Annotated in this window: 25 protein-coding genes; 13 read left to right on the top strand and 12 right to left on the bottom strand. The window is 61.4% G+C overall.

Features of this window, described 5'->3' with window-relative positions; genetic code table 11:
• Positions 1-7: 7 nt before the first annotated feature.
• From F759_RS0127060 to F759_RS0127050, 3 genes are all read right to left on the bottom strand, one after another.
• Positions 8-1,282 (bottom strand): NAD(P)/FAD-dependent oxidoreductase, encoded by a 1,275-nt coding sequence (locus F759_RS0127060; protein WP_027802616.1) that lies wholly within the window; start codon positions 1,280-1,282, stop codon positions 8-10.
• Positions 1,283-1,309: 27 nt separating this feature from the next.
• On the bottom strand, positions 1,310-1,978 hold the full coding sequence (locus F759_RS0127055) for a haloacid dehalogenase type II (RefSeq protein ID WP_027802615.1): 669 nt from the start codon (positions 1,976-1,978) through the stop codon (positions 1,310-1,312).
• Positions 1,979-2,298: 320 nt separating this feature from the next.
• Positions 2,299-3,816, bottom strand: a complete 1,518-nt coding sequence (locus tag F759_RS0127050) for an aldehyde dehydrogenase family protein (RefSeq protein WP_027802614.1) — start codon at positions 3,814-3,816, stop codon at positions 2,299-2,301.
• A gap of 280 nt (positions 3,817-4,096) precedes the next feature.
• Here F759_RS0127050 and F759_RS0127045 point away from each other — a divergent pair, with 280 nt between their 5' ends.
• The 4 genes from F759_RS0127045 (at position 4,097) to F759_RS0127030 (ending at position 8,056) form a co-directional block, all read left to right on the top strand.
• Positions 4,097-4,963 carry a GNAT family N-acetyltransferase gene (locus F759_RS0127045; RefSeq protein ID WP_027802613.1) on the top strand — a complete coding sequence of 289 codons (867 nt, stop codon included), beginning with the start codon at positions 4,097-4,099 and terminating at the stop codon, positions 4,961-4,963.
• Positions 4,964-4,969: 6 nt separating this feature from the next.
• On the top strand, positions 4,970-5,896 hold the full coding sequence (locus tag F759_RS0127040; protein WP_027802612.1) for a 2-hydroxyacid dehydrogenase: 927 nt from the start codon (positions 4,970-4,972) through the stop codon (positions 5,894-5,896).
• A 186-nt stretch (positions 5,897-6,082) separates the two neighbouring features.
• Complete coding sequence (locus tag F759_RS0127035; protein ID WP_027802611.1) at positions 6,083-7,504, top strand: aspartate aminotransferase family protein; 1,422 nt, start codon at positions 6,083-6,085, stop codon at positions 7,502-7,504.
• 54 nt (positions 7,505-7,558) lie between these two features.
• On the top strand, positions 7,559-8,056 hold the full coding sequence (locus F759_RS0127030; protein WP_020071324.1) for an Lrp/AsnC family transcriptional regulator: 498 nt from the start codon (positions 7,559-7,561) through the stop codon (positions 8,054-8,056).
• Here F759_RS0127030 and F759_RS0127025 read toward each other — a convergent pair whose 3' ends face one another.
• The gene (locus F759_RS0127025; RefSeq protein WP_027802610.1) at positions 8,057-8,980 is read right to left on the bottom strand and encodes a LysR substrate-binding domain-containing protein; all 924 of its coding nucleotides are present in this window, start codon (positions 8,978-8,980) and stop codon (positions 8,057-8,059) included. It abuts the gene before it with no gap.
• Positions 8,981-9,127: 147 nt separating this feature from the next.
• Between F759_RS0127025 and F759_RS0127020 the strand changes: the two genes are divergently transcribed.
• From F759_RS0127020 to F759_RS0126995, 6 genes are all read left to right on the top strand, one after another.
• The gene (locus F759_RS0127020; RefSeq protein ID WP_027802609.1) at positions 9,128-10,210 is read left to right on the top strand and encodes a tartrate dehydrogenase; all 1,083 of its coding nucleotides are present in this window, start codon (positions 9,128-9,130) and stop codon (positions 10,208-10,210) included.
• Between the two features lie 33 nt (positions 10,211-10,243).
• Positions 10,244-11,233 (top strand): M14 family metallopeptidase, encoded by a 990-nt coding sequence (locus tag F759_RS0127015; RefSeq protein WP_027802608.1) that lies wholly within the window; start codon positions 10,244-10,246, stop codon positions 11,231-11,233.
• Between the two features lie 36 nt (positions 11,234-11,269).
• Entirely contained in the window at positions 11,270-11,614 is a 345-nt protein-coding gene (locus tag F759_RS0127010) for a cupin domain-containing protein (RefSeq protein WP_027802607.1), read from the top strand.
• Positions 11,615-11,964: 350 nt separating this feature from the next.
• Positions 11,965-13,323: an MFS transporter gene (locus F759_RS0127005; protein WP_027802606.1), complete on the top strand. Its 1,359-nt coding sequence runs from the start codon at positions 11,965-11,967 to the stop codon at positions 13,321-13,323.
• Positions 13,320-13,655, top strand: a complete 336-nt coding sequence (locus tag F759_RS44360; RefSeq protein WP_244438922.1) for a hypothetical protein — start codon at positions 13,320-13,322, stop codon at positions 13,653-13,655. The genes F759_RS0127005 and F759_RS44360 overlap by 4 nt, the downstream gene beginning before the upstream one ends.
• 87 nt (positions 13,656-13,742) lie before the next feature.
• Positions 13,743-14,072 (top strand): hypothetical protein, encoded by a 330-nt coding sequence (locus tag F759_RS0126995; protein WP_027802604.1) that lies wholly within the window; start codon positions 13,743-13,745, stop codon positions 14,070-14,072.
• A gap of 52 nt (positions 14,073-14,124) precedes the next feature.
• Here the strand turns inward: F759_RS0126995 and F759_RS0126990 are convergent, their stop codons facing one another.
• The 6 genes from F759_RS0126990 to F759_RS0126965 all read right to left on the bottom strand — a co-directional run bounded on the left by F759_RS0126990 (position 14,125) and on the right by F759_RS0126965 (position 21,743).
• The gene (locus F759_RS0126990) at positions 14,125-15,285 is read right to left on the bottom strand and encodes a glycoside hydrolase family 53 protein (protein WP_027802603.1); all 1,161 of its coding nucleotides are present in this window, start codon (positions 15,283-15,285) and stop codon (positions 14,125-14,127) included.
• Between the two features lie 100 nt (positions 15,286-15,385).
• Positions 15,386-17,350: a beta-galactosidase gene (locus tag F759_RS0126985; protein ID WP_027802602.1), complete on the bottom strand. Its 1,965-nt coding sequence runs from the start codon at positions 17,348-17,350 to the stop codon at positions 15,386-15,388.
• A gap of 34 nt (positions 17,351-17,384) precedes the next feature.
• Positions 17,385-18,236 carry a carbohydrate ABC transporter permease gene (locus tag F759_RS0126980; protein WP_027802601.1) on the bottom strand — a complete coding sequence of 284 codons (852 nt, stop codon included), beginning with the start codon at positions 18,234-18,236 and terminating at the stop codon, positions 17,385-17,387.
• 18 nt (positions 18,237-18,254) lie between these two features.
• Positions 18,255-19,160, bottom strand: coding sequence for a carbohydrate ABC transporter permease (locus tag F759_RS0126975; RefSeq protein ID WP_027802600.1), 906 nt, complete (start codon positions 19,158-19,160; stop codon positions 18,255-18,257).
• Between the two features lie 63 nt (positions 19,161-19,223).
• Positions 19,224-20,477, bottom strand: coding sequence for an ABC transporter substrate-binding protein (locus F759_RS0126970; protein WP_027802599.1), 1,254 nt, complete (start codon positions 20,475-20,477; stop codon positions 19,224-19,226).
• 126 nt (positions 20,478-20,603) lie between these two features.
• Entirely contained in the window at positions 20,604-21,743 is a 1,140-nt protein-coding gene (locus F759_RS0126965; protein ID WP_027802598.1) for an ABC transporter ATP-binding protein, read from the bottom strand.
• A gap of 203 nt (positions 21,744-21,946) precedes the next feature.
• On the opposite strand from F759_RS0126965, the gene F759_RS0126960 reads away from it, so the two are divergent.
• A complete protein-coding gene (locus F759_RS0126960) occupies positions 21,947-22,963 on the top strand; it encodes a LacI family DNA-binding transcriptional regulator (RefSeq protein WP_027802597.1) in 1,017 nt (338 codons plus the stop codon).
• A 209-nt stretch (positions 22,964-23,172) separates the two neighbouring features.
• Positions 23,173-24,648, top strand: coding sequence for an NAD-dependent succinate-semialdehyde dehydrogenase (locus F759_RS0126955; RefSeq protein WP_027802596.1), 1,476 nt, complete (start codon positions 23,173-23,175; stop codon positions 24,646-24,648).
• A gap of 15 nt (positions 24,649-24,663) precedes the next feature.
• Here the strand turns inward: F759_RS0126955 and F759_RS0126950 are convergent, their stop codons facing one another.
• The gene (locus F759_RS0126950; protein WP_027802595.1) at positions 24,664-25,383 is read right to left on the bottom strand and encodes a haloacid dehalogenase type II; all 720 of its coding nucleotides are present in this window, start codon (positions 25,381-25,383) and stop codon (positions 24,664-24,666) included.
• A 101-nt stretch (positions 25,384-25,484) separates the two neighbouring features.
• Between F759_RS0126950 and F759_RS0126945 the strand changes: the two genes are divergently transcribed.
• Entirely contained in the window at positions 25,485-25,871 is a 387-nt protein-coding gene (locus F759_RS0126945; protein WP_027802594.1) for a hypothetical protein, read from the top strand.
• A gap of 4 nt (positions 25,872-25,875) precedes the next feature.
• Here F759_RS0126945 and F759_RS0126940 read toward each other — a convergent pair whose 3' ends face one another.
• Positions 25,876-26,838, bottom strand: coding sequence for an ABC transporter substrate-binding protein (locus F759_RS0126940; RefSeq protein WP_407668556.1), 963 nt, complete (start codon positions 26,836-26,838; stop codon positions 25,876-25,878).
• Positions 26,839-26,968: the final 130 nt, after the last annotated feature.

Genomic DNA, 26,968 nt, shown 5'->3' with positions numbered 1-26,968 from the left:
CAGGACTTCAATAGAAGATGTCTTTGATACGGTAGTACGTCCCCACGAGCGGGAGGAACCAGGGCTTGCCGGTGTGGCCTGGAATCGCGGGCCATTCGCACTCGCCCCAAGGGTTACGGTCTTCGCGGCCGTCCATCACGTCCGCCATCACCTGGCCCATGTGGGTGGACATCTGCGTGCCGTGGCCGCTGTAGCCCATCGAAAAATAGATGCCGTCGTGTTGCCCGGCGTGCGGCAGGCGGTCGACGCTCATGTCCACGAGACCGCCCCAGCAATAGTCGATGCGCGCGCTCGCCAGCATCGGAAACATCGCGGCGAGACCTTGTTGCAGGATGCGCCCGCTCTTCGCATCCGACGGACGCTCGGAAGCCGTGAAGCGCGCGCGGCCGCCAAACAGCACACGCGAATCGGGCGTCACGCGGAAGTAGTTATGCATCAGGCGCGTGGTCGTGTACGCGCGGCGGTTCGGCAACACCTTCGCCAATAGTTCCGGCGGCAACGGTTCAGTGACGACGATGAACGAGCCAACCGGAGCAAGGCGTCGCCGATACCAGCCGAACGGCCCATGCCGCGACGGGCCGGTCGCGATCAATACCTGTTTCGCGCGCACTTCGCCGCGCGCGGTGACGACGCGATGTGCATCGCCGTCTTTCACGATCGACGTGACCGCCGCGTTTTCATACAGCTTCGCGCCGCGACGAACCGCGGCTTCGGCGAGTCCGACTGTGAACTTGCCCATATGCATCTGACCGCCGTGACGTTGCAGCAGTCCGCCATGAAAACCGTCCGACTGAACCTCGCTGCGAATGCGTTCACCGTCGAACAGTTCGATGTCGGTATCCACCGCGCGACGAATCAGATCGGCGGTCTTCTCCAGATGCGCGAGATGATGCGGTTTCGACGCAAGCTTCAGCTTGCCGGTCGCGATGTAATTGCAGTCGATGTTCTCGTCGCGGATCAGACGCTCGACCGTATCGACCGCATCCGAATACGCGCGATAGCACGCGCTCGCGCGTTCCAGGCCGAGTTGGGCGGCGAGCGCGACGAAGTCTTGCGCGACGCCCGTATTCACCTGACCGCCGTTGCGGCCCGATGCGCCGCCGCCCACGCGCCCCGCGTCCACCACCGTCACCGACGCGCCGCGCGTACCCAACGCCTGCGCCGCCGACAAGCCGGTGAAGCCCGCGCCGATCACCACCACATCGGCGTGGCCGTCGACCGGGCCTTCGCACGCCGAAACGAACGGCGGCGCGGTGTCGAGCCAGTAGGAATCGAGCTTCATCCGCTGTGTCCTTTGTTCGGCAAATGCTTACAGGCCGAGTTCGGCAGCCAGTTGCGGAATACCGTCGACTTCGTAGTACTGGTAATACGGCGTCGACGGTTCATGGCCGCGGTTGATGAACGCCTTGTGCTTGACGCCCATGTCGTGCACCGTCATCAGGTCGTAGCGCAGGCTCGACGACACGTGCAGCACGTCTTCCGGATTGCAGTTGAGCTTGTCGAACATGTACTCGAAGCCTTGCATGCGCGGCTTATACGATTGCGCCTGCTCGGCCGTGAACACTGCATGGAACGGCGCGCCGAGCTTGTCGACGTTGCTCTGGATCTGGTCGTTCGATGCGTTCGACAGAATCACGAGCTTGTACTTCTTCGCAAGGCGCGACAGACCTTCGGGCACGTCCGGATGCGGACCCCACGTCGGCACGGCCTCATAGATCTTCTGTGCACCGGCTTCGTTGAATTCGACGTTCATGCGCACGCACGCACGACGCAATGCATTCACCACGACATCGCGATACGGCTTCCATGCGCCCAGCACTTCGTCGCGACGATAGCCGGCGTAGAACGCGACCAGCTTTTCCAGGTCGTCGGCCTTCAGGATGTGGCCGTACAGTTCGCGCGTCATGTCGGCCATGCGGAATTTGGTCAGCGTGCCGTAGCAGTCGAAGGTGATGTATTTCGGTTCGAATTCGATCATGGTGCAGTCCTATCGTGGTGGTGAACTCGCGTCGAGCTCATTGGCGAAAACACAGTGAATGCTCATCTCTGTGAAAGATTTAATCAGCGCAAAAACATAGATGTTCCTGATTCGCGCGTTGCTTGTGACACAAACCATGCGTTTTGAGGCCGTTGCGCAGCAGAGTCTGCGGTTGCCGGCTGCAAGCCTTGCCAGGCTTGGGCTGGCGTGGTACCAGGAGAGGCTTGGACCGTAGCGTCAGACGCGACATCGCGGGCCGTATGGTGGGCCGAATCGCGGGCCGAAGTCAGGCGATGACGCCGCGCACGCTGCGGCGCTCGTCATTGCCTCAGATCGATCAGCACGCTTTTGAAACGCAGATTGGCCTCATAAGCCTGGCGTCCCAGATCCTTGCCGATGCCCGAGCGCTTGTAGCCGCCCGTTGGAATCATGAAGTCGGACGTGCGGCCATAGCGGTTAACCCATACGGTGCCCGCTTCGAGTCCGCGCACGAAACGCAGCGCCCGGCCCAGGTCGGCGGTATGCACGCCGGCCGCGAGCCCATACTCGGGATGCTGCGCAAGCGCGAGCGCTTCTTCTTCGGTGTCGAAGGTTTGCAGCGTGAGTACAGGGCCGAATACTTCTTCGCGCACGGCTTCCGAGTCGGCGGTGACATCGGTCAGCAACGTCGGCGTATAGAAGGCGCCCGCTAATGCGCCGGACGCAGCGCCGGAGGACGAGCCGCCCGCATCGGCACGCACGCCGCCGTAGCGCAGCGTCGCGCCCGAGCCGAGCGTGCGGCCCACAATGCTTTCGATGCGCGCCGCCTGCGGCTCCGAAATGATCGGTGAGAGCGTCGTGCCCGCAGCCCACGTCGCGCCTGGCTTCAATTCCGCGAAGATCCTGCCGATGCGCTCGGCAAGCGGTTCAGCGAGGCTGCGCTCGACGAGCAGCCGCGAGCCCGCCACGCACACCTGCCCGGCGTTGCCGGTAATCGCGCCCGCGATGCGGCGCGCCACGTCGTCCAGACGCGGCGCATCGGCGAAAACGATTTGCGGGCTTTTGCCGCCCAGTTCGAGCGTCACGGGCTTCGTGCCGCTATTCGCGCACGCCGCCATGATCGCCGCGCCGGTGCGCGTCGAGCCGGTGAACGTGACCTTGCTGATCTTCGGATGACGCACGAGCTCGTCGCCGGTCGTTCGCCCGTCGCCCTGAATCACATTGAAGATGCCCGCTGGCACGCCTGCCTGCACGGCGAGCTCGGCGAGGCGCAGCACCGAGAACGGTGTCATCTCCGAAGGCTTCAGCACGACGGCATTACCGGCGGCGAGCGCGGGCGCGATCTTCCACGAAGCCATCACGAGCGGGAAATTCCACGGCGCGATTGCGCCAATTACGCCGTATGGCTCGGCGATCGTCATGCCGAGATGATCGTGGTCGGTGGCCGCGACGTCGCCACCGAGCTTATCGGCGAACTCAGCGTAAAAGCGGATGCCTTCCGCGGTGAAGGGCACGTCCCACGAAACAGCCTGCGCGACCGGACGTGTCGAGCCGAGCGCTTCGAGGCGGCCGAGCGCGAGCGCGTCGGCTTCCACGAGATCGGCAAAACGGCGCAGGATTTTCGCGCGCTCACGCGGCGCCATGCGCGCCCAGCCGCTCGTGCGGAACGCCTGCCATGCGTTCTCGACCGCGCGATCCACCATGTTCGCATCGGCCACCGGCACGCTTGCGTAGACCACGCCGTCCGACGGCCGCGCGACCTCCATGCGCCGCGCGCCGTGCTCGCCGCCTTCCACATACTCGCCGCCGATGAAATGGCCGCTGCGAACCGTGACTTCGTCCGGATTGAAGCTGTCCATGAGAAAGTGTCCTGAGTGAGGGCTGAATGGAGACCGCGGGCGATGCGCCTGTAGCACGCCATCGCAATGACAAAATCGTAGAGCCGCGCGCCCGGCATATGTCGCCGACAAAATTCGCCGCGCAGCAGAACCCGCTTGTAATGCGCGTCCGGACGGGGCGTTTTGCATCGAATTGCGATGCGGCCCTCCGAAGCGCGCCGGATAAAAAGATCGTCCTAGTCACACTGCGCCCCGGATGACACAGTGACGCGTAAGCCTTTAGCCATTCAGGGAGTGGGGCGTGCCCGATTCGATTACCTATAGACGCTTTACCCTTGACGACATCGCCGCCGCCCATGCGTTGACGGTCGAACTCAAATGGCCGCATCGCGCGGATGACTGGAAATTCGTCGCGCAACTAGGCGTGGGTTTCGTCGCCGAAGACGCGAGCGGCGTGATCGGCACCGCGCTCTGCTGGAAGTACGGCGCGGACCGTGCGTCGCTCGGCATGGTGATCGTGTCGCCGGAGCGGCAAGGGCGCGGCATCGGCAGAAAGCTGATGGAGCTTCTGCTCGAAGAACTCGGCGGCCGCATCACGTTCCTGCACGCGACCACCGCCGGTCAGCCGCTCTACGAAAAGCTCGGCTTTCGCGCGGCCGGCACGCTCGATCAGCATCAGGGGGCGGCATTTCAGCCGCCGCTCGTGTCGTTGCCGCCCGGCGAGCGTCTGCGCCCATTAGGCTCGAGCGATATGGCGCGACTCGTGGAACTGGCTTCGCAGGCAAGCGGACTCGATCGCGGCGAGGTGCTCCCCGCGCTGCTCGAGAACGCCGACGGCATCGCGCTCGACCGCGACGGCGAACTGGTCGGCTTTGCGCTTTTTCGGCGCTTCGGCCGCGGCTTTGCGATTGGCCCGGTAGTCGCGCCCGCGTCCGAGGATTCGAGCCGCGCGAAGGCGCTCATCAGTCACTGGCTCGCGCTCAATGAAGGCGTGTTCGTGCGCGTCGATACACCCGGCGATAGCGGCCTGACCGAATGGCTCGAACAACTCGGCCTGCCGCGCGTGGACACCGTCGTCAGGATGGTGCGCAATGCCACGCCCGAGAGCATCGCAACCAGGGCGGCGCCTTGTTTGCAGTACGGCATCATTAATCAGGCGATTTTCTGACCCGTCATGGCCTTCCTCTATAAAGCCGATCCGGCGCGCGGCGCGCAGTGGGCGAAGCTCTTCGCCGAGAAGGCACCCGACCTGCCGTTTCATATCTGGCCCGATCACGGCGATCCGGCGGCGATTCGCTATCTCGCCGCGTGGCAGCCGCCTGACAATCCCACGCTCACGTTTCCCAATCTGGAAGTCGTGTTTTCCGTGGGCGCGGGCATCGACCAATTCGATCTGTCCGGCGTGCCCGCGCATGTGCCGGTCGTGCGGATGATCGAGCCGGGGATTGTCGAAGGCATGGTCGAATACGTCACGCAGGCCGCGCTGACGATTCATCGCGATCTGTTCGACTATGGTCTTCAGCAACAGCAACAGGTATGGCGCGAACTGCCGCTGAAGCCCGCAGCGCAACGGCGCATCGGCGTGCTTGGGCTCGGCGTGCTCGGCACCGCGGTGTTGGAACGGCTGCGTCTCTTCGGCTTTGCCTGTGCCGGCTGGAGCCGCTCGCCGCGTGAAATAGAAGGCGTCGAATGTTATGCAGGCGAAGGCTCGCTCGACGCATTTCTCGCGCGCACCGACATACTCGCTTGCCTGTTGCCGCTCACGCCGGCCACGCGCGGCCTGCTCGACGCGAAGCTGTTCGCCAGGCTGCCGCGTGGCGCGTCGCTGATTCAGACCGGGCGTGGCCCGCATCTGAATCAGCAGGATTTGCTGGCGGCGCTCGACAGCGGCCAACTGCACAGCGCGATTCTCGACGTGACCGATCCCGAGCCTTTGCCGGCCGGTCATCCGTTGTGGACGCATCCGCGTGTGCGCATCACGCCGCATATCGCCAGCGCGACGCGGCCCGATACCGCCGTCGACGTGGTGCTCGACAACTTGCGCCGTCATCGCGAAGGTCTGCCGATGCTCGGTCAGATCGACCGTACGCGTGGCTACTGAAACGCCGCGCATCTCATCGAATACACGCGCGGCGGCACTTTTCAACGTCCGCAGCACAAAATGCTAAGGGCATGCATCAAAACGCGTTGTGCACGCTTTTCAGGCAATTGTTTAGGCAAGCGGGCAATCGCCGCAGATCAGTAGTATGGAACGGTCAACAGCCCCTTTCCGCGACGAGAACCCACCATGCCGATTCAATCGCTCATCGAAGCCGACCGCCAGCATCTGATCCACCCCGTCATCAACTACCGTGCGCACGAGGCGCGCGGCGTCACGGTTCTCGAATCCGCCAGCGGCGCATTTCTGCGCGACGCGGCGGGCAATGAACTGCTCGACGCCTTCTCCGGCTTGTGGTGCGTGAACGTAGGCTACGGCCAGGAGAGCATTGTCGAAGCCGCCACCGCGCAGATGAAAAAGCTGCCGTACGCGACCAGCTATTTCCATTTCGGCTCCGAGCCTGCTATCGAACTCGCGCAGAAACTGGCGGGCGTGGCGCCCGCTTCGCTGCAACATGTGTACTTCACACTCGGCGGCTCGGACGCGGTCGATTCGGCCATTCGCTTTATCACGCATTACTTCAATGCGACGGGCCGCCCGTCGAAGAAACACATCATCGCGCTGCAACGCGGCTACCACGGCTCGTCGAGCATGGGCGCGGGGCTCACTGCATTGCCCGCGTTTCACCGCAATTTCGATCTGCCGTTGCCGAACCAGCATCATTTGCCGTCGCCGTATGCGTACCGCAATCATTTCGCCGACGACGCCGCGCTGATCGCCGCCTCGGTCGCCGCGCTCGAAGCGAAGGTCGCGGAACTCGGCGCGGACAACGTGGCCGCGTTCTTCTGCGAGCCGATTCAAGGCTCCGGCGGCGTGATCGTGCCGCCGGTCGGCTGGCTGAAGGCGATGCGCGAAAGCTGCCGCAAGCTCGGCATTCTGTTCGTCGCCGACGAGGTCATTACCGGCTTTGGCCGCACCGGTCCGCTCTTCGCATGCCAAGGGGAGAACGTCGAGCCCGACCTGATGACGGTTGCCAAAGGTTTGACCGCAGGTTATGCGCCGATGGGCGCCGTGCTGATGTCTGACGAAATTTATCAAGGCATTGCCGATGGCGACGCCGAAGCGATTGTCGGTCACGGTCACACGTATTCGGCGCATCCGGTGAGCGCGGCAATCGGTCTCGAGGTGCTGCGGCTTTATCACGAAGGCGGGCTGCTCGCGAACGGCGTGGCGCGCGGGCCGCGTTTCGCGCGCGGTCTCGACGCATTGCTCGCGCATCCTTTAGTGGGCGACTCGCGTCACCGCGGGCTGCTCGGCGCGCTGGAACTCGTCGCCAACAAAGACACCAAGGCGCAATTCGATCCCGCGCTGAAACTGTCCGAGCGCATTGCCGCCGCCGCATATGAAAACCGCCTGATCTTCCGTGCCTTCGGCGACAACATTCTCGGCTTTGCGCCGGCGCTCTCGTACACCGAATCCGACTTCGACATGATGTTCGAGCGCCTCGAAAAAACCCTGGACGACGTGCTCGCGCAAGCCGAGGTTCGGGCAGCGCTGAGCGGCCAAACCGCGGTCAACAGCCAGGTCAAAAGTACTGCCGCTGCATGCTAGAGTAGAGGGCACCCCAGAGCCCCTTACCTCAACCGCCGGAGCCACAACGTTACGATGAGCAGCGACTGCAAGCTGGACCGTATTGACCTGCGCATACTTTCGCAGTTGCAGAAGAAAGGCCGCATAACCAACGTCGAGCTTGCCGATGCGGTCGGCCTTTCGCCCAGCCCTTGCCTGATTCGCGTCAAGCGTCTGGAGAAAGCCGGCTACATCATCGGCTATGGTGCGCAAATCCAGCTCGAAAAGCTGGGCGACGTGCAGATCGTTTTCACCGAAGTCACGCTCGCCGATCATCGGCGGGAGGACTTCACCAAGTTCGTGAATGCGATTCGCGATGTCGATGAAATTGTCGAATGCCATCTTGCGAGCGGCGGCTACGATTACCTGCTCAAGTTCGTCACGCGCAGCGTGAGCCATTACCAGAGCATTATCGAAGGCTTACTGGAACGCGACATCGGCATTGAGAAGTACTTCAGCTACGTGATCATCAAGTCGCCATTCGTGAAGAGCCACTATCCGCTTGAAACGCTGTTTTCGCAGAATCATCACTAACTAGGCGCTTTCGTTCGGCGGGCTCCATTGCGCGAATTCCTCGCTCAGAAAGTCCACGCAAACCCGCACTTTTGCGGACTGCGCGAGCCGCGCCGGATACACCGCCCACAAATTCGCCGGTTGCGTCACGTCCGGCAACACCTGCTGCAACTGGCCGCTTTCCAGCAGCGGCCGCACGTCCCACATCGAACGCAGTACGATGCCGCGCCCGGCCAGCGCCCATTGCACCGCCACCTCGCCATGATTGGTCGACAACGGTCCAGTCACCTTGATCGACGCCGCCTCGCCGCGCACGGTCAAGCGCCACAACCCGAACGGATGATCGCGCTCCTTGATCGCGAGACACGCATGCGACGACAGGTCCGCAAGCTGACGCGGCGCGCCATGCCGCGCGAGATAGTCGGGCGACGCGCATAGCACACGATGATTCGACGCAAGCCGCCGCGCGATCAGATGCGGCGCGATGTCGTCGCCGATGCGAATGTCGAGATCGAAACCTTCGCCGGCTACATCGACAAGCCGGTCGAACAGATCGAGCCGCACGCTCAACTGCGGATAGCGCTCCGAAAAGCACGCGAGCGCGGGAGCCACGAAGCGTCGGCCGAAACCGAAACTGCTCGAAATGCGCAGCTTGCCGCCTGGAATGCGCCGCGTGGTGGAGACGTCTTCCACCAGCTGATCGACGTCGTCCAGAATCTTTTCTGCCCACGTATAGACGCGCTCGCCGGCTTCCGTGATCGCGACGCGCCGTGTGGACCGGTGCAACAAACGCGTGCCGAGCGTAGTCTCCAGAACATTGATCCGCTTGCTGACATACGCCGCGGACACGGACAACGCTTCGGCCGCCGCGCTGAAGCTGGCTTTGCGCGCGACTTCGCAAAACACGCGTAAATCGCCGAGATCGGGTGACGGGACGGCATTCATGGGTCGCTCGGTGGCGTCGAGGTTGTATGCGACGTTTGTACACGAATCGTGCACAGTGGCTTAACTAAAGCAATCATTTTAGAGCCAAACAGCAGGAATAAAATAACCGTTATCGAATCAGTACTAGCCCTAATGGAGGAGCACAACATGTCGAAGAAATATCGGATTGCTGTCATTCCCGGCGACGGCATCGGCGTCGAGGTCATGCCCGAAGCGCTTCGCGTGCTCGACACGGTGAAGACGCGCTTCGGCATCGAGCTGGAGTATCAGCACATCGAATGGGCAAGCTGCGAGTACTACGCAAAGCATGGCCAGATGATGCCCGACGACTGGAAAGCGCAACTGCAATCGGCGGACGCCATTCTGTTCGGCGCGGTGGGCTGGCCCGACACGGTGCCCGACCACATCTCGCTGTGGGGCTCTCTGCTCAAGTTCCGCCGCGAATTCGACCAGTACATCAACCTGCGCCCGGCGCGTCTTTTCGCCGGCGTGCCTTCGCCGCTCGCGGGGCGCAAGGCGGGCGACATCGACTTCTGGATCGTGCGCGAGAACACCGAGGGCGAGTATTCGTCGGTAGGCGGTGTGATGTTCGAGGGAACCGAGCGCGAATTCGTGTTGCAGGAATCCGTGTTCACGCGGCACGGCAGCGAACGCGTGCTGAAGTTCGCGTTCGACCTCGCGCAACGCCGCGAGCGCAAGAAGATCACTGTCGCCACGAAGAGCAACGGCATCGCGATCAGCATGCCGTGGTGGGACAAATGCGCGGCTGGCATCGCGGCGCAGTACCCGGACGTCACGTGGGACAAGCAGCACATCGACATTCTCTGCGCGCGCTTCGTGCTGAACCCGGATCGCTTCGACGTGGTGGTGGCCACCAATCTGTTCGGTGACATCCTGTCCGACCTCGGCCCCGCGTGCACCGGCACGATCGGTCTCGCGCCGTCCGGCAATCTGAATCCCGACCGCAAGTTTCCGTCACTGTTCGAGCCGGTGCATGGCTCGGCGCCGGACATCGCGGGCAAGAACATCGCCAATCCGATTGCGATGATCTGGTCTGCCGCGATGATGCTCGACTTCCTCGGCAATCACGAAGGCAAGGAGCGGGAGGCACACGACGCGATTCTGACCGCAATCGAAGCGACGCTGGTTGAAGGCCCGCATACGGGCGACCTCGGCGGCAAGGCGAATACGACGGAAGTCGGCCAGGCCATCGCCGCGAAGCTCGGCTGAGGCCCGTTCAAACTTTTGTCAGGACACTTCCGCATGAGCATGGAAAGCTATCCCATCGAAGTCGAGTTTCCCGATATTTCGGTGCACGAACAATCGTCGTCGGGAATTTCGTACGTTCATACGTTCGACTCCGGCGTGCCGGGCCCGCACGTGATGATCAACGCGCTCACGCACGGCAACGAAGTGTGCGGCGCAATTGTCGTGGACGAACTGCTGCGCCGTGCGTTGCGCCCGCGCTGCGGGCGCCTCACGCTCGCGTTCGCGAACGTCGCGGCGTATCTGAGCTTCGATCCCGCGAAGCCGGACGCCGCCCGTTTTGTCGATCAGGACTTCAATCGCGTGTGGACCACCGCCGTACTCGACGATGCATCGCGAACGTCCAGCGAACTGGCGCGCGCGCGAGCAATGCGGCCGGTGATCGACAGCGTCGATGCACTGCTCGACCTGCATTCGATGCATGAGAAGAGCAAGCCGCTGATCGTCGCCGGGCCGCTGCAAAAAGGCATCGACCTCGCCATACGGCTCGGCACGCCCGCTACCGTCATCTGCGACGAAGGCCACCCGGAAGGCCGCCGCATGCGCGACTACGAAGGCTTCGGCGACACCGCCAGCACGAAGAACGCGTTGCTGATCGAATGCGGGCAACACTGGGAAAAGAGCGCGGTCGCAGTGGCGCGCGACACGACCGCGCGTTTTCTGCTGCTCGCCGGCGCGATCGACAAAAGCGATCTGCCGCCTGCCTGGCTCGCGCCGTTGCCGCCTGTGCAGCACATTGTGCGCGTGACGGAACCGGTCGTCGCAACGAGCATGGACTTTCGTTTTGCGGCGCCGTACACGGGCCTCGAAATCTTCTCGGATGCAGGCGCCGTGATCGGCTGGTCGAACGGCGAAGCGGTCACTACGCCCTACGACAACTGCATGCTCGTGATGCCTTCACTGCGGCAACTGCGCCCCGGTGTGACCGTCGTGCGCCTGGGCAAGATCGAGCAAACCGTTGCCAACACTTCAACCAGCGACCTGTAAGCGGGCGCGCGCATCTATATAAAGGCAGCACAAGCCATGAAGGTTCAACAAATCAAACAAAGCGTGAATCTGCAAAATCTCGAGGACTGGGGTACGGCTGGCCTGCCTGGCACCACGCCGATCCGCGTCTCGGGGGTGCAACGCGTGATCAAGGGCACGGAAGCTATCGACACGGGCATCTTCGAATGCTCGGCCGGCACTTACCGCCGCTCCGTCAAGCAGGCCGAGGTGATGCACATCATCGCCGGGCGTGGGCGCTTTACGCCCGACAACGAGGAGACAGTCCACTTCGCAAGCGGCGACACGCTGTTCTTCGAAGCCAATACAGAAGGTCTTTGGCAAGTGGATGAGACCATGCGCAAGGTCTATGTGATTCTTTGATACGGCTCTTCCCGTTTTACCCCGGCGCGCGCAGCCGCGCCGCGGCCCTCCGCGCTTTTCGCAAACTCCCCGCCCCTTTCCTTTCGACGTGGACCGGCAACAGTGTCGGGTAATCCCGCGTTGACCTGCCGTTATCAAATTACTTACAGTGGCGCTTGTTCGCCAAAAGAATCGTAGTTCTATATACGAACAAATAAAATTGATGGCGACGGCCACCCTGTCCGCATACCATGCATGAATGAAGCGGACAGAGTCGCAGGCGCAGGCATCGCGCGCCGCCCAATGGCGCGCGATCGTAAAGTAAGACGAGGCTCGCTCCGACGGGCCTTTTTGCAGTCAGGAGACGCATCATGAATCGCAGCAACGCTGTGAACGTTCAGACCTTCCTCAACGAGCATCCGTTTTCGCCGTTCCAGTGGCTGGTATTTTTCATGTGCTTCGTGATCGTCCTGCTGGACGGTTTCGACACGGCCGCGATCGGCTTCATTGCACCGTCGTTGCTCGCCGAATGGGGCATCGCCAAACCGGCGCTCGCGCCCGTGCTGAGCGCGGCGTTGTTCGGCCTCGCCTGCGGCGCGCTGGCTTCGGGGCCGCTGTCGGACCGGCTTGGACGTCGTTGGATGCTGCTCGGCTCAGTCCTGCTGTTCGGCGCCGCGTGCCTCGGCTCGGCCTTTTCGACGAGCATCGAGTATCTGACGGCGCTGCGCTTCATCACCGGCGTCGGCCTCGGTGCGGCCATGCCGAACGCCGTCACGATGATGGGCGAATACTGTCCGGACAGCCGCCGCGCAACAGTGATCAATCTGATGTTTTGCGGCTTTCCGCTTGGCGCGGCATTCGGCGGTTTCCTCGCCGCATGGATGATTCCGCATTTCGGCTGGCGCAGCGTGCTGCTGCTCGGCGGTATCGCCCCGCTTCTGCTGCTGGTGCTGTTGATGATCAAGATGCCGGAGTCGGTGCGCTACATGGTCGCCAACAATCAGCCGGTCGCGCGCATTCGCGCCGCGCTATCGCGCATTTCGAGCGAAGCCGCGCAGGCCGACTCGTTCATGATGACCGAAACTGCGCCGCAAACCGGCAGCAAAGGTGCGGGCGTCGTGCTGTCGCGCGCATACATCGTCGGCTCGTTGATGCTGTGGATCACCTACTTCATGGGCCTCGTGATCTTCTACGCGTCGATCAACTGGATGCCGATTCTGCTGAAGGAGGCAGGTCTCACGCCGCAACGCGCGACGCTGATTTCTGCGCTGTTCCCGCTCGGCGGCGTCGGCGCGGTGGTGTGCGGTGTGCTGATGGATCGCTTCAACGCGAACCGCATTATCGCGGCATGCTACGCGCTGACCGCCGTTAGCGTGTACTTCATCGGCCAGGCGGTGGGCAATGTCGGCGCGCTTGTGTTCATCGTGTTCGTGGCGGGTGTGCTGATGAATACCGCGCAATCGTCGATGCCCGCGCTCGCCGCCGCGTTCTACCCGACGCAGGGCCGCGGCACGGGCGTCGCATGGATGCTCGGCATTGGACGCTTCGGCGGCATTGCGGGCTCGTTCCTCGTTGCCGAACTGGCGCGGCGTCATTTCACGTTCGCCGGCATCTTCGCGACGATCGCGGTCGCCGGCGTGATTGCGTGCATCGCGCTGCTGATCAAGCAGGCGGCGCGGCCGCATGTGGCGAATGCGTCGGTGCCAAAAGCGGAGTCGTTCGGACATTGAGCGCCTCGCGCTGGGATCACGTTGCTGATCTGCTGAAGCCGCCTTCCGAGGCGGCTTTTTCTTTTGACGCCAGAACGTGCGCTGCCGGGTTCGAGGATTGCTGCAACCAATGCGGACAATCTTCCGGAGCACACGACATGAACCTCCATTCCCTTGCCTGCGCGGCGCCCGCTCGTCACATTGTCTTTGCCAGCATGGCGGCCGAATCCGATCCACCGACCGGTGAAAACGACGACGACCTCGACGACGAGCTCGACGAAACGGGCGCCGTCACCAATAGAAGCAACGGCAAAAGCGGCACCGACACGGAAGCCGAGCCCGACAAGAAGTGATTGTGCGGCAGCGACGAATCGACGCGGGCAGCGAGCATTCGCTGCCGCGTTAAACTGCGGCCTTTGTGTCAAACAGGATTCGTCGTCATGAAACGCGTAGTGATATCGGCATTGCTTGCCGGATACCTCGTGCTGCCGGCCGCTCATGCCGTGGCACAAACGGTTAGCGATCAGTGCTTTGCTATCGGCGATATTGCCGGTCAGGTCGCTTCATGGCGCGCGCACAAAAAGAGCAAAGCGCAAGCGCTCGATCAGGCCGCAAAGTACTATCACGACGATGCGGACCGCCAGACGTTTGCTGCGATCATCGAAAAAATCTATGCGCCGAACGCGCCCCGCATGACACCGGATCAGGCCAGCATGGCGTTTACGTCCGATTGCGCGATAGCCCGCAAGGAGCAGGCGTTAGCGCGCTAACGCCTGTTTTGCGAAGCGTTAATTCATACACCGAAAACTGTAATCGCAAGCGTTACAGCTGGCGGAACGTATCCAGAGAACTCAACGCGTTGCCGTGAAAATCGAACAACGTATTGTTGTCCCATTGATCACCCGCGCCGACTTTCCACCCGACATTCGGCGTGGGAATCCATTCTGGTTCCCACCAGAACACACCTTTACCATGACCGTCTGGAATGGCCTTCACGACCTCAGCAACTGCCGCGAGGAATTGCGCCTGGCCCGCAGGCGTTTGCGGAAAAGTGGTTGATCCGGTATTGGTCATTGAGTTGGGTTCGGAATCGCCGTCGCTAGTGGTCCACGGATACGCCGTTTCAACCACCATCACGTCCTTGTCGTAGCGCGTCGCAAGATCATTTGCGTTGGTTTGCAGATCGCCGAGCGCGCCCTGCCATTGCGGGTAATACGAAAGGCCGATCATGTCGAAGCTGACGCCTCGCTGTGTCGCGCTGTCGAACCACCAGCGGCTTGTTGCGTTGTTGCCGCCGCTGTCGATATGCAGCATGACCTTGATGCGCTCATCGACCGATTTGACCGCGTCATGCCCCGCCTTCAGCAATTGCGCGAGGTTGTCCCACTGATCGTATTTGCCGAGCGGCCACAACATGCCGCCAGTGATCTCGTTGCCCACTTGCACCCACTCGGGACGAACACCGTCGCGCTTGAGCATGTTGAGCACGTTCGATGTGTACTCCGACAACAGCGCGCAAGTGTCCGCAATGCTCTTGCCGGCCCACGCATGCGGTGGGTACTGCTTGCCCGGATCGGCCCACCAGTCGCTGTAGTGAAAGTCGATCAGGATGCGCATACCGAGCGCGGCCGCACGACGCGCCAGCACGCGTACATGCTCCGCGTTGTTGTAGCCCGCCGCGGGACTCTGGTCGGCGGGGAAAAAGTTCGGGTTGCCAGGATCGTTCCAGACCTTGATACGGATCGAGTCGACGCCGTGACTCCTCAGAAGCTTCAGACAGTCGTGCTGCGTGCCATGCTCGTAGAACCTCGCTCCGTTCGCTTCCAGCTCCAGCAACGTGGAAACGTCCGCGCCTTTTGCAAATCGCCCACCCCGTCCCGGCGATTTCATCTCAGCCGCTATTGCCGGCGCTCCGATCATCGAGCTTGCGCCGGCTGCTGCCGCCGCGGACGCGAGCCATCCCAGCATGTCTCTTCTGTTCATCTGTCATCCTCCGTGTATCGAATGGCGGCTCTTTGATAGGCTCGCCTGGTTTCAGATTGAAGCTTTCGAATACCACTGGTTTGCTGCGCTGCGCTGTGCTTCACGCTTCTCGCCACACGCAAACGTCGCCGGTGCCGAGTTGCGACTGGCCGAGTACAAACGTCGCATTGGCCGGCGCCGGAACGTCCACCAGCTGTGCGCCGAAGTTGAACGCGAACGTCAAATTACCGCGACGACGAATGCGCAAGCCCTCCGGCAGCCATTGCGTCGCGATGCCGGCCTCCTGCGCCGCGTGCTGCAACACCTCGCGATGCAATGCATGCGACAGCCAACCGGCCACATAACGCACTCGTCCATGCGTGAGAATCGCGGGCCACGTATCGTCGAATTGCGCGTCGATGCGTGTCTCGCCGTTAGCCCGCACATGCTCACGCCAATGCATCGCGACACCGTGAGTGCCGCCAACAGAAACCGTCGGCGCGAGCGACGAACGCAGGCTTTCCACTTCGAGCACCTGCATCGGCAGTAAGCGTTGCAGCGCGCCGGGCGGCAGAGTCAGCGGAATCGCAAATGCAGCGGTTTTGGAACCGCTGCGCGGGCCGAACACGCATTGCGCAGTGCCGCGCTCGATCTGCGCGATTAGCGCGTCGTCGATCACCGCAAGGCTCGGCACGACTATCAGCCGATAAGACGAAAGGTCCGCTTTGCTCGAAACAATATCGACGTCTAACGCAAGCTCTCGCAGCGACTCGTAGTAGTCGAATACGAGCGTCTGATAATCGAAGCCTTTTCCATGACGCTGAATCTCGAACATCCATTGCGTCTCGTAGTCGAAAACGAGCGCTGTAGCCGCACGCGCGGGCGCATCGAGTCGCGAGAACTCCGGTACGGACGCAATCTCACGCGCCGCCTGTTGCACTTCGAGGCCGCCAGGCGACAACTCGTTGTTCGGCAGATTGAGGCCCGAATGCATCTGCTCTTGCGCATACGGACACTGGCGCCACCGGAAATACGACACCAGTTCGGCGCCGTGCGCAAAGGCTTCGTATGCCCATAACCGCACCATGCCTTTAGCCGGCACCGGATTCCACGGCGCCCAGTTCACAGGCCCCGCCTGCTGCTCCATCACCCAGAAACGCCCACGGCCAATCGCGCGGTAACGGTCGTGATCGAAAGCAGAGACATCGGGATGCGCGGTGCGCGCGTAACGCGCCTTCTGTTCTTCGGACAATGCAATCGATTCGGTTCGCGCAATCGGATAGCTGTCCCATGCGGCGACGTCGAGCGCATTGTCTTCGGCAAAGCGGTAATGATCGAAAGTGGTGAAGAAACCCATGAAGTTGTGCAGCACGTCGACCATAGGCGCATGGCGCCGCAACACCTCGACTTGCTCGCGATGAAAACTGGCCACTTCGTCCGACATGAAACGGCGAAAGTCGAGCAGGTGAATCGGATTCGCGTCGGTCGGCGTGAGGTTCGGCAATTCGATAGCTTCGAACGACGCGTACTCCATGCTCCAGAACACATTGCCCCACGCGTCGTTGAGCGCCTCGACAGTTTCATAGCGCTGCCGCAGCCACGCGTGAAAACGCTTCAATGCAGCGGGCGAATAGCTCGGCACCGTCTCGTGGCAACCGAGTTCGTTATCCGTTTGCCACGCGACGATCGACTGATGCCGGCCGTAACGCTCGACCATTGCAGTGACGATGCGCAAGCACTCACGCCGGTACGTGTCGCTCGAAATGTCGTAATGACGGCGCGAGCCGAAGTTCCAGCGCGTGCCGTCGGCGCGCATGGGTAATACATCCGGATGAGCGTCGATCAACCACTTCGGCGGGGAGGCAGTCGGCGTGCCGAGGACGATTTTCAGCCCCGCATCCGCAAGCGTGGCGATCGCTTCATCGAGCCATTCCCACACGAATTCGCCCGCGCGCGGTTCCATTCTGCTCCACGCGAATTCAGCGATACGTACATGCGTGATGCCGAGCTCGACCATACGCTTTGCGTCGTCGGCCCACATCGCGCGCGGCCATTGTTCCGGGTAGTAGCAAACACCAAGTTGCATGAGAGTCTCGTTGTGAGTGACGTCGAACAGGCGCTCAGCCCTTGCTTGCACCAAAGGTCAGGCCGGCGACAAAATGTTTTTGCATTGAGAAGAACATCAGTACTGAGGGCAGTGCCGCGAGTACAGAGCCCGCGGCCACCAGGTTCCATGCGGTTGTCCACTGCCCCTTGAGCGCAGCGACGCCGACAGTGATCGGTGCGGCCTCATCGCCTTGCGTAAGACACAGCGCCCAGAAGTAGTCGTTCCAGACGAACGTAAACACCAGAATGCCGAGCGCGGCGAGCGCGGGACGAATCAGCGGCAACACGATGCGCCAATAAATCGTCCATTCGCTTGCACCTTCCACGCGTGCCGCCTCGATCATTTCGAACGGCAACTGCTTGATGAAATTGCGCAGAAAGAGCGTGCAAAAACCGGTCTGGAAAGAAACGTGAAAAATCACCAACGCCCACACGCTATTGAACAGTCCGAACTTCAACGCCATGTCGCGCACCGGAATCATCAGAATCTGGATCGGCACGAAGTTGCCGGCGACGAAGCCGAACAGAATCACCGTAGTGCCCGGAAAGCGATACGTGGCCAACGCAAAGCCGGCCATCGACGCAAGCACGATTGCGCCGAGTACCGATGGCACCGTGATCAGCACGCTGTTGGTGAAATAATGCAGCATCGGCGTTTGCGTGAGCGCCGTACCGTAGTTTTCGATCAACGCAAAGTGCTTGGGCCAGGTCCAGTAATCGCCTTGCGAAAGCTCGTCGGAAGAACGAATCGACGTAACGAGCACCGCGAGCATCGGCAATAGCCAGATCAGTAACGCAATTGGCAACGACGCTTTATAGAGCGTGCGATTGAGTGGTTTCCAACGTTCGACGGGAAGCGGGTACATGACGCGTAACTCCGGTAATCAGCGTTCTTCGCGCAGCATGCGGCGCAGATGGAACACGATGTAGACCAGCATGATGGCGAACAGCACAACGGCGATTGCCGCGGAATAGCCTTCGCGGTAGTACTTGATCGCCTGGTCGTACATGTAATAGGCAAGCACGGTGGAGCTGTCGAACGGACCGCCGCCGCTCATCACCGCAATCAGATCGAAGCTGCGCAGCGCGCCGATCACCGTCAACACGACAGCCATGAACGTGGCGGGCCGCAATTGCGGCAGGATCACGTGCCACAAAAGACGCAGTCCTTTCGCGCCTTCCATGCGCGCCGCCTCCACTACTTCCGGATTGATGCCCGTTAGGCCGGTGAGATACAACACCATGCAGAACGGCGTCTGCGGCCACAGCGCGGCGAAGATAATGCCGAACGTCACGGTCTTCGGATCGCCGAGCACGGGAATGCCGTGACCGACAATCAATCGCAGGAGACCGAATCCAGGATCGTAAAACCAGCTGAACACAAGACCGACCACGACACCGGACAGCACGAATGGCGCGAAGAAAAGCGACTTCACGACGCGCATGCCACGAATGTGCTGATTCAGATAGAGCGCGAACAACAGACCGAGCGGCGGGGCCAGCAGGAACAGCGCGAGCCACAGCAGATTGTTTTTCAGTGCCGTATAGAAAGTGTCCGCGTGAAATAGCTCGATGTAGTTATCAAAGCCCGCGAACGTCTTCGGCGTCATGCCGTCCCAGTGATAAAAGCTGAGCGAAATGCTGCTGATGATCGGATAGATCACGCACAGACAGAACAACGCACAACCCGGCAACAGGAACATCAACGCCGCACGATGCTGATGACGGCGCGTCGTCGAGACGTGACGACGCCGGGCCGCGGGAAGGCGGCGCGCTGCAGAATGAGACATGGATCAGGCCTCGTCGAAAGTCGAAGGCGTGCGCCGGCGCTGCTCTGCGCCGGCGCGGCGACGTTATTTCTTGTAGATGCGCTTGCGGGTTGTTTCGAGGCGGACGAGTATCGCGTCGAGTTGCGACGGATCGCTGTAGAACTGCTGCATCGCTTTCATGCCTTCGTCGGCCATTTCTTTCTGCATGTCGCGATCGTAGAACTGCGCGATGCCGCCCTTGGTATTCGCGAGCGTCTGGAAGCCGACCTTCGAAATGGGATCGTCAGGTTCGGCCGCCTGGCTGTTCGAGGGCAACTGTCCCCATCCGCGCGCGAGATCTGCGTTGATTTGCGGCTGCTCCATGAACGCGAGCAGCTTGTGAGCGTCGGCCTTATTCTTCGCCTTCGCCGGAATCAGCAGTACATTGACTGGGCCATCTTCGGCCATCGGCACATTCGCATCGATCACGGGGAAGCGGAAGAAGCCCGTTTGCGGTTTGATCGACGCGGGAATGCTCGCCGAGAAGAACGTCCCCATCAACATCATCGAAGCCTTGCCGTTCACGAGGAACGGGGCGATCGAATCCAGATCGTAAGAGAGCGCGTTGTCGATATAGTAGTGATCGTCGATCAGCTTCTTCCACGCGGTGTAGACCTTCTTCACGCGAGCGTCGGTGTAGGGCACTTCGCCCGCCATCAGCTTCTGATGGAATTCGTTGCCGTTGATACGCAAGTCCAGATAGTCGAACCACGCGGCGAGTGTCCAGCTATCGCGAGCGGCAACCGCAATCGGCGCGACACCGCTTGCCTTCAACTTCTTGCAGGCGTCGAGAAACTCATCCCACGTCTTCGGCTCACTCTTGATGCCCGCCTTCTCGAACAGATCCTTGCGATAGAAAAAGCCATACGCGTCATAACCGAGCGGCGCTGCGTACTGCTTGCCCTTATATGTCGACGCTTCCTTGACCGACGCGTACTGCTGCGACCAGCCGTTCTTGTTCCAGTCCGGCGTGAGATCTTCGAGCAGGCCGCGTTGCGCGTAATACGCCATGCGTTCGCCGTCGTGCCACGACACCACATCGGGCGGATCGGTCGCGAGCCAGCCGCCCATCTGCACCTTGTACGCTTCCTCGGTGATGTAAGTCACCTTCAGATCGACATCGGGATTGGCCTTTTTGAACTTGTCGAAAGCATCCTGCCATGTCGAACGCTGGTTGCCGCGCGCGGACACGTTGACGGTCAGCGTGGCGGCGTCGGCTATGACGTAGCCGAGCGTGCCCGCTACCAGCGCGGCTGCAATCGATACGCGCGCAAGACGGCGAAGGCGAAGAGCAATCATCTTTTGTCTCCTTGACTACCTTGTTGGCTGGCAGCGATTCGCTGCCAACGTTGTGAACCGCTCTATGGCGGAATCCGACTTGATGAAGCGACTACTGCTTGCAGTGATGCTTGAATCGAAGCACATTCATGCGGCAATACGCTCAGGGTCGAACGTGCTACGGCGCAACGCGATGCCTTGCGCGTCGAACAGATGACATGCGTGAGGCGGTACGTGAATGCGAATGCGCTCGCCCGAGCCAATCGGTGTATCGCCCGGTGCTTTCGCGACGAGCGGTCCCGTCGCGTGATCCGCGTGAATGTAGCTGTGCTCGCCGAGCCGTTCCGACAACACGGTCGTGCACTGAATGAACTGGTCGTCGCCATTCAGACGCACATGCTCGGGACGCACGCCAAGCGTGACGGACTGTCCGCGTTGCAAGCGTTGACCATCCACGTAAGCGCTCAGCTGTTCGCCGCCTTGCGCGAGCGTCACCGACACTTTGCCCGGCTCGATTGAATCGACTACGGCGTCGATAAAGTTCATGCGCGGGGAGCCGATGAAGCCCGCCACGAAGCGCGACTTCGGATGGTGATACAACTCGAGCGGCGCGCCGCTTTGCGCGATGCTGCCGAAGCGCTCGGCGTCGGCGCCCGCATGCAGCAGGACGATCCTGTCCGCAAGCGTCATTGCTTCGACCTGATCGTGCGTGACATAGACCACGCTCGCGTCGGCAAAGCGCTGATGCAGACGCGCGATTTCAACGCGTGTCTGGCCGCGCAACGCAGCGTCGAGATTCGACAGCGGTTCGTCGAAGAGAAACACACCCGGCTCGCGCACAATCGCCCGGCCAATCGCCACGCGCTGACGCTGGCCGCCAGACAGCGCTTTCGGATAGCGGTCGAGCAGACTGTCCAGTTGCAAAATGCGCGCGGCTTCACGGACCTTGCCGTCTATTACGTTCTTCGGCTGCTTCGCGAGCTTCAAACCGAAGGCCATGTTTTCGAACACCGTCATGTGCGGAAACAGCGCGTAGCTCTGAAAGACCATCGCCACACCGCGCGCCGCCGCGGGCACGTCGTTCACAAGGCGTCCGCCGATATGCAATTCGCCGGCGGTCAGATCTTCGAGGCCGGCGATCATGCGCAGCAATGTCGACTTGCCGCATCCCGACGGTCCCAGAAATACGCAGAACTCGTGCTGCGCGACTTCGAGATTGACGCGTCGGATCACCGGCGGGTGGTCGCCGTAAGACTTCTCCACGTTTGTAAGACGAATGGCCGCCATCTTGCCTCCTCCGGATTTAACCGCTTAAATTTCACGGAAAAACAAACGGCCGCCCCTTGTGCAGCAGGCATTTAATCGCTTAAATTCGGGGTCGAGGGGAAAAGTCATGATGAGTGTCTCCGGTGTGTTTTCAGCAAGTTAGCAACGTCGCGCGCTGCTTGCAACATTTGAAGCGCGCTCCCTGAATTTGGGATAAAAACTAAATGGTCACATTGTCCGAAGTTGCAAAGCGCGCCCACGTCACGGCAGCCACGGTCTCGAACGTGCTGCGCAACCGCGAGAAAGTACGCCCTGAAACGGCCGAACGCGTGCTGAAGGCCATCGCGGATCTTGGCTACCGGCCGAACCTGAACGCGCGCGCGTTGGCCGAGGGCCGGTCGTCGACATTGGCTTTGATGCTGTCGAACATATCGAACCCGTTCTACCCCGAGTTCGTGCTAGCCGCCGAACGCGCCGCGCGTAAAGCCGGCCATTTCCTGATGGTCTGCAATACCGACGACGACGCCGAGATCGGCCGCGCGTATCTGAACCAGATCGCGGGTACGTTGGCCGACGGTGTGCTCGTGATGAACACGGACATCGCAATCAACGACCTGTGCGCGTCGGCCATGCATAGCGCGCCGATTCTGCTGGCCATGTGGGAACACCCTGAGACGCCGCCCGCGCTGCCCTGCATCGCCGTGGATTTTGCGCGCGCGGGCGAGCTTGCCGCGCAGCATCTGCTCGAACTGGGCCATCGCGAAGTGGGCCTTTTGATCGGCGACGGTTGCGGCGGTTTGCAGGACGCGCGCTCCAATGGTTTTCGCGCGACGATGCGCGCCGCCGGAGTGGAAGCGGATACGGCCGCGGTATTGCAGATTCGCGACTCGATCGACGCCGGCTACGCCGCGTGCATGCAACTCATGGCGGTGCGGCCATTCGTTACCGCGATCTTCGCAACGAACGACCTGCTCGCGATCGGCGCGGCCCAAGCCTTGATCACGCTGGGGCGAGCGGTGCCCGACGACGTCTCGGTTATCGGCATCACCGATATTCAACTCGCGCATCAGGTGCACCCGGCGCTAACCACTGTCGCAATTCAGACCGCGCAAATCGCCGAGTTGTCGATCGAGAGTCTGATCCGCCTCGTCCACACGCCAGAGCGGCAACCGTCGATGGTGCTCGGGCCGCCGCCGCAACTCGTCGTGCGTGCGTCGACAGGGCCATGCCGCAGGCGCTGACTTCGCAATGCATTCAGCAGAATATGCTGTAGGCGGCCGAAAAAAGCGATGCGCACATCGCGAGCCGCTTTTTGAGGCGATTCATTGACTGTGGGACACGCGTAGCATCGGCTTATTGAACGAGTGCCGCGCGGCACTGCATGCCGCTGCGCACTCTTACGCGAACCGCACGCCTGACCCAGTCAAAGGGCAAACCAAGGAGCCACGCAATGTCTCTCGCATTGACGCGCAATGAACTGATCCGCCCGCTCAATTTCATCGGCGGCGAATGGATGGCCGCCGCGAACGGCGCACGCTTTCCCGTCACCAATCCGGCGACCGGCGAAACGATCGTCGAGGTGGCGAACAGCGGTGCCGCAGACGCACGCGCCGCCACCGACGCCGCGGCCCGCGCGCTGCCTGCATGGCGCGCCAGGCTGCCGCGCGAGCGTGCCGAAATTCTGCGCCGGTGGCACGCGCTGATCGTCGCAAACACCGAAGACCTCGCAAAGCTGATGTCGACGGAACAAGGCAAGCCGCTCGCGGAAAGCCGCGGCGAAGTCGCATACGGCGCATCGTACGTCGCGTGGTTCGCGGACGAAGCAACGCGCATCTACGGCGACATCATTCCGCAGCAGCAACGCGGCAAGCGCATGAGCGCGGTAAAGGAAGCCATCGGCATTGTGGCCGCGATCACACCCTGGAATTTCCCGCTCGCGATGATCGCCCGCAAGATTGCACCGGCACTCGCAGCCGGTTGCACGGTAGTCGCCAAGCCCGCCGAAGACACGCCGCTCACCGCGCTTGCACTCGCCGCTCTCGCACAGGAAGCAGGCGTGCCCGACGGCGTGCTGAACATGCTGTCGGCTTCGCGCGAGCAAGGCATTGAAGCGGTGGCCGACTGGCTCGCCGATGCGCGCGTCCGCAAGATCACGTTCACCGGTTCGACGCCGGTCGGCAAGCATCTCGCGCGCGAGTCGGCCGCCACATTGAAAAAACTCTCTCTGGAATTAGGCGGCAATGCGCCCTTCATCGTATTCGACGACGCCGACCTCGACGCCGCCGTCACCGGTCTGATCGCGGCCAAGTTCCGCAACGGCGGACAAACCTGCGTATGTCCGAATCGTGTGTATGTGCAAGCCGGTGTCTACGAGCGTTTCGCCGATCTGCTCGCGAAACGCGTGGCTGCGTTAAAGGTTGCACCCGCAACGGACACGAGCGCGCAGATCGGCCCGATGATCAACGAACGCGCGATCGACAAGATCGCGCGTCACGTGGAAGACGCAGTAAAACAAGGGGCCAACGTGTTGACCGGCGGCAAACGTCTAACGGAACTGGGCCCGAACTACTATGCGCCGACCGTGCTGACCGACGCGCAGGACGGCATGCTCGTGTGCTGCGAAGAAACCTTTGGACCGGTCGCGCCGCTGTTCCGCTTCAAGGACGAAGCGGAAGCACTGCGTCTCGCTAACGATACGCCGTTCGGCCTCGCCGCTTACTTCTATACGCAGAATGTGCAGCGTATCGACCGTGTCGCCGCTCAACTGGAAGCAGGCGTGATCGGTATCAACGAAGGTGCGGTGTCGAGTGAAGCTGCGCCGTTTGGAGGCGTGAAGGAATCGGGCTACGGCCGCGAAGGCTCGAAGTATGGGCTCGACGATTATCTGTCGATCAAATACCTGTGCCAGGGCGGCTTCGATCAATAAGCCATCATGCTCGCGTTACGCTAAAGCGTTGCGATGGGCTTCCACCAGTTCGGCCATGCTGTTAAAGCGAAAGTCGATCTTCGGCTGGGAGCCCGGGTCCATTGTCGCGCCAAAGCCTTTTTTGGCGTGCCGGCGATAGATCCAGCACGACGTAAGTCCGAATTCATTCGCCGGCTTGTGATCGTGAAAGAGACTTTCTGCCGTGTGCAGAATCTTTTCCCTGGCGAAGCCGCGTTCACCCAGCTTCTCCAGCATGTACTCGAAATTTCGCGGCGAGGGTTTGTATGAGCCGATATCTTCAGCGGTAAATATCGCGTCGAATTCGACGTGCAGCTTTGCATTGCTATAGCTGAAACTCTCGTTGTCCACATTCGAAAGAATAACCAGCTTGTAGTGCTGTTTCAGGTACTGCAAAGCGGCGGCCGAATCGTCGAATGCCGGCCAGTTCTGAATTGACCGGCCATAAGCTGCGCATTCTGCGAGCGTGTACGGCACGCGCCATTCTTCAGCGAGGCGCTTATAGACGATTGGCAACAACTCCTGATAGCGCCGGTAAGGCGTGTACTTCTGCTGCGACGATTCGTGCCGCGCGTGTGCTTCGAGTACCTGATCGCGCGTGAGCGTTGGCCCGACGCGTTCGAGAAGCGGCCGCAAGCCTTCGAAGATGCCGGTTTCCCAGTCGATCAGCGTGCCGTAGCAATCGAATGTGAGCGTGTCGAAGTCGGTCAGTCGCATTGAATGCTCTCCTCTTTTTCGCGGATCAAAAGCCACAGTGTAGGTTATCCTGCGCGTACCGACGTCAAACAGAATCGCTATGAATCTTAGGGCTCTAATATCTGAACGCTGCAACGCTTCTTGAATTCGCGCGTGCCGCAGAGGCGCGCACCACCGCGCCATGCACGTGCACGAAAACGCCGCTCGACGGCTGGCAATCGCAACCGCTTTCTCTCGACGAAACGCAGTTCAGGGAAATCGGCACGCTGTTGCCGGAAGACTATGCCGAGCCGACTTTCAGCGAGTACCTGCCCGGCAAAACGACCTATTGGTCGGCCGACGCACCCATTGCGCCGCGCTACTTTCCATACAACCGCTGTTCAGTGTGGGAATGCGCGCTATGCGGACGTCTCTATCTGCACTACACCGAAGGCGGCGGATATTTTGTCGATCGCAGGATTCGCGCAGTGAAAGCCGGGCTGATCGAGGATGTGCCCTTGCCGCCGTGACGCGTTAGCCGCTCGCCAGTCGAGCGATATGCGTGTCGGAGATCGCGCGAACATCAACGCGGCGCGGCAAAATCGCGTCGCGGTTCGCACTGTCGGCCACTTTCTGAAGCGTGGCAATGTCCGTGTCGTTGACGAAATGCTGTTTGAGCGACGCGCGCCGCGTAATCGTTTTCGCGGCATCGAGCGGAGAGCGGGTCAGCGTTGCATAGATCTGTGCATATGCATCGGGGTTTGCCAACGCCCAGTCTCCTGCACGTTGCAGTCTCAAGAGCACGTCCGCGATGGCCGCGCGTTTGCCCGCGTCCGCGAGCGAGGCACTCGATGCAGTGATAAAGCCGAGCCCGCTGTTGATGCCCGTGCCGTCGCGCAAAATGCGGGCGCCGCGTTGCACCGCAATGCCGTAGTAAGGATCGAATGTCGCCCAGACTTCGATTGAGCCTGACGCGAACGCTGCGAATGCATCGACCGGCAAAATAAATCGCACCGTCACGTCTTCCTTCGATAAGCCCGCTTCGGCGAGCGCACCATACAACTGGAATTGCGAAATGCTGCCGCGTGCCGATGAGACGAACACCGTGCGCCCTTTCAACTCGGCAACCGTGCGTATCGTCGAATTCGGCGCGACCAGAATGCCGAGTTGCGCACCCGAGCCGACGCGAGTTGCAACGATCCTCAGCGTCGGATCGCCGACCGCCGCCGCGAGTACCGGCAAATCGCCTGCCGGCGCGAGATCGACCGCGCCCGCGCGTTGCGCTTCGAATAGCGGCGCCGCGCCCTGAAAATTGGCCCAGCGAAAAGCGTAAGGCGCGCCGTCGAGCACTTTGGCAGCCTCGACGAGCGCACGTGTGCCAGCTGCCTGGTCGCCGAGCACGAGCGTGGTCGATGCGAGATCGCCGGCTCTTGCGCGCTGCGAATGAAGAGTGCCGGTCGCGGCAAGCACGGGCACGGCGCCCAGCAGCTTCAGCATGCGCCGTCGCGTTGAAAAAGATGTCGGAGCAGAAACAGCCATAGACCCTCGCGTTCGGTTGATGCATCAGCGTACCGAGCGGCGAGAGGCATGGGAATCAAGCGATTCAGATAACGTTATCGATGAGTGC

The organism is Paraburkholderia dilworthii (genome assembly GCF_000472525.1).
Taxonomy (GTDB): domain Bacteria; phylum Pseudomonadota; class Gammaproteobacteria; order Burkholderiales; family Burkholderiaceae; genus Paraburkholderia; species Paraburkholderia dilworthii.
This window is presented reverse-complemented; position numbering and strand designations above follow the sequence as displayed.

Coding starts and splice junctions, on each gene's coding strand:
- F759_RS0127055 (WP_027802615.1), bottom strand. CDS start 1,978: ATGATCGAATTCGAACCGAAATACATCACCTTCGACTGCTACGGCACG.
- F759_RS0126965 (WP_027802598.1), bottom strand. CDS start 21,743: ATGGCGGCCATTCGTCTTACAAACGTGGAGAAGTCTTACGGCGACCAC.
- F759_RS0126955 (WP_027802596.1), top strand. CDS start 23,173: ATGTCTCTCGCATTGACGCGCAATGAACTGATCCGCCCGCTCAATTTC.
- F759_RS0127060 (WP_027802616.1), bottom strand. CDS start 1,282: ATGAAGCTCGATTCCTACTGGCTCGACACCGCGCCGCCGTTCGTTTCG.
- F759_RS0126980 (WP_027802601.1), bottom strand. CDS start 18,236: ATGTACCCGCTTCCCGTCGAACGTTGGAAACCACTCAATCGCACGCTC.
- F759_RS0127010 (WP_027802607.1), top strand. CDS start 11,270: ATGAAGGTTCAACAAATCAAACAAAGCGTGAATCTGCAAAATCTCGAG.
- F759_RS0126990 (WP_027802603.1), bottom strand. CDS start 15,285: ATGAACAGAAGAGACATGCTGGGATGGCTCGCGTCCGCGGCGGCAGCA.
- F759_RS0126950 (WP_027802595.1), bottom strand. CDS start 25,383: ATGCGACTGACCGACTTCGACACGCTCACATTCGATTGCTACGGCACG.
- F759_RS0126970 (WP_027802599.1), bottom strand. CDS start 20,477: ATGATTGCTCTTCGCCTTCGCCGTCTTGCGCGCGTATCGATTGCAGCC.
- F759_RS0127005 (WP_027802606.1), top strand. CDS start 11,965: ATGAATCGCAGCAACGCTGTGAACGTTCAGACCTTCCTCAACGAGCAT.
- F759_RS0126940 (WP_407668556.1), bottom strand. CDS start 26,838: ATGCTGAAGCTGCTGGGCGCCGTGCCCGTGCTTGCCGCGACCGGCACT.
- F759_RS0127040 (WP_027802612.1), top strand. CDS start 4,970: ATGGCCTTCCTCTATAAAGCCGATCCGGCGCGCGGCGCGCAGTGGGCG.
- F759_RS0127015 (WP_027802608.1), top strand. CDS start 10,244: ATGAGCATGGAAAGCTATCCCATCGAAGTCGAGTTTCCCGATATTTCG.
- F759_RS0126960 (WP_027802597.1), top strand. CDS start 21,947: ATGGTCACATTGTCCGAAGTTGCAAAGCGCGCCCACGTCACGGCAGCC.
- F759_RS0126985 (WP_027802602.1), bottom strand. CDS start 17,350: ATGCAACTTGGTGTTTGCTACTACCCGGAACAATGGCCGCGCGCGATG.
- F759_RS0127020 (WP_027802609.1), top strand. CDS start 9,128: ATGTCGAAGAAATATCGGATTGCTGTCATTCCCGGCGACGGCATCGGC.
- F759_RS0127025 (WP_027802610.1), bottom strand. CDS start 8,980: ATGAATGCCGTCCCGTCACCCGATCTCGGCGATTTACGCGTGTTTTGC.
- F759_RS0127035 (WP_027802611.1), top strand. CDS start 6,083: ATGCCGATTCAATCGCTCATCGAAGCCGACCGCCAGCATCTGATCCAC.
- F759_RS0127050 (WP_027802614.1), bottom strand. CDS start 3,816: ATGGACAGCTTCAATCCGGACGAAGTCACGGTTCGCAGCGGCCATTTC.
- F759_RS0127030 (WP_020071324.1), top strand. CDS start 7,559: ATGAGCAGCGACTGCAAGCTGGACCGTATTGACCTGCGCATACTTTCG.
- F759_RS0126995 (WP_027802604.1), top strand. CDS start 13,743: ATGAAACGCGTAGTGATATCGGCATTGCTTGCCGGATACCTCGTGCTG.
- F759_RS0126975 (WP_027802600.1), bottom strand. CDS start 19,160: ATGTCTCATTCTGCAGCGCGCCGCCTTCCCGCGGCCCGGCGTCGTCAC.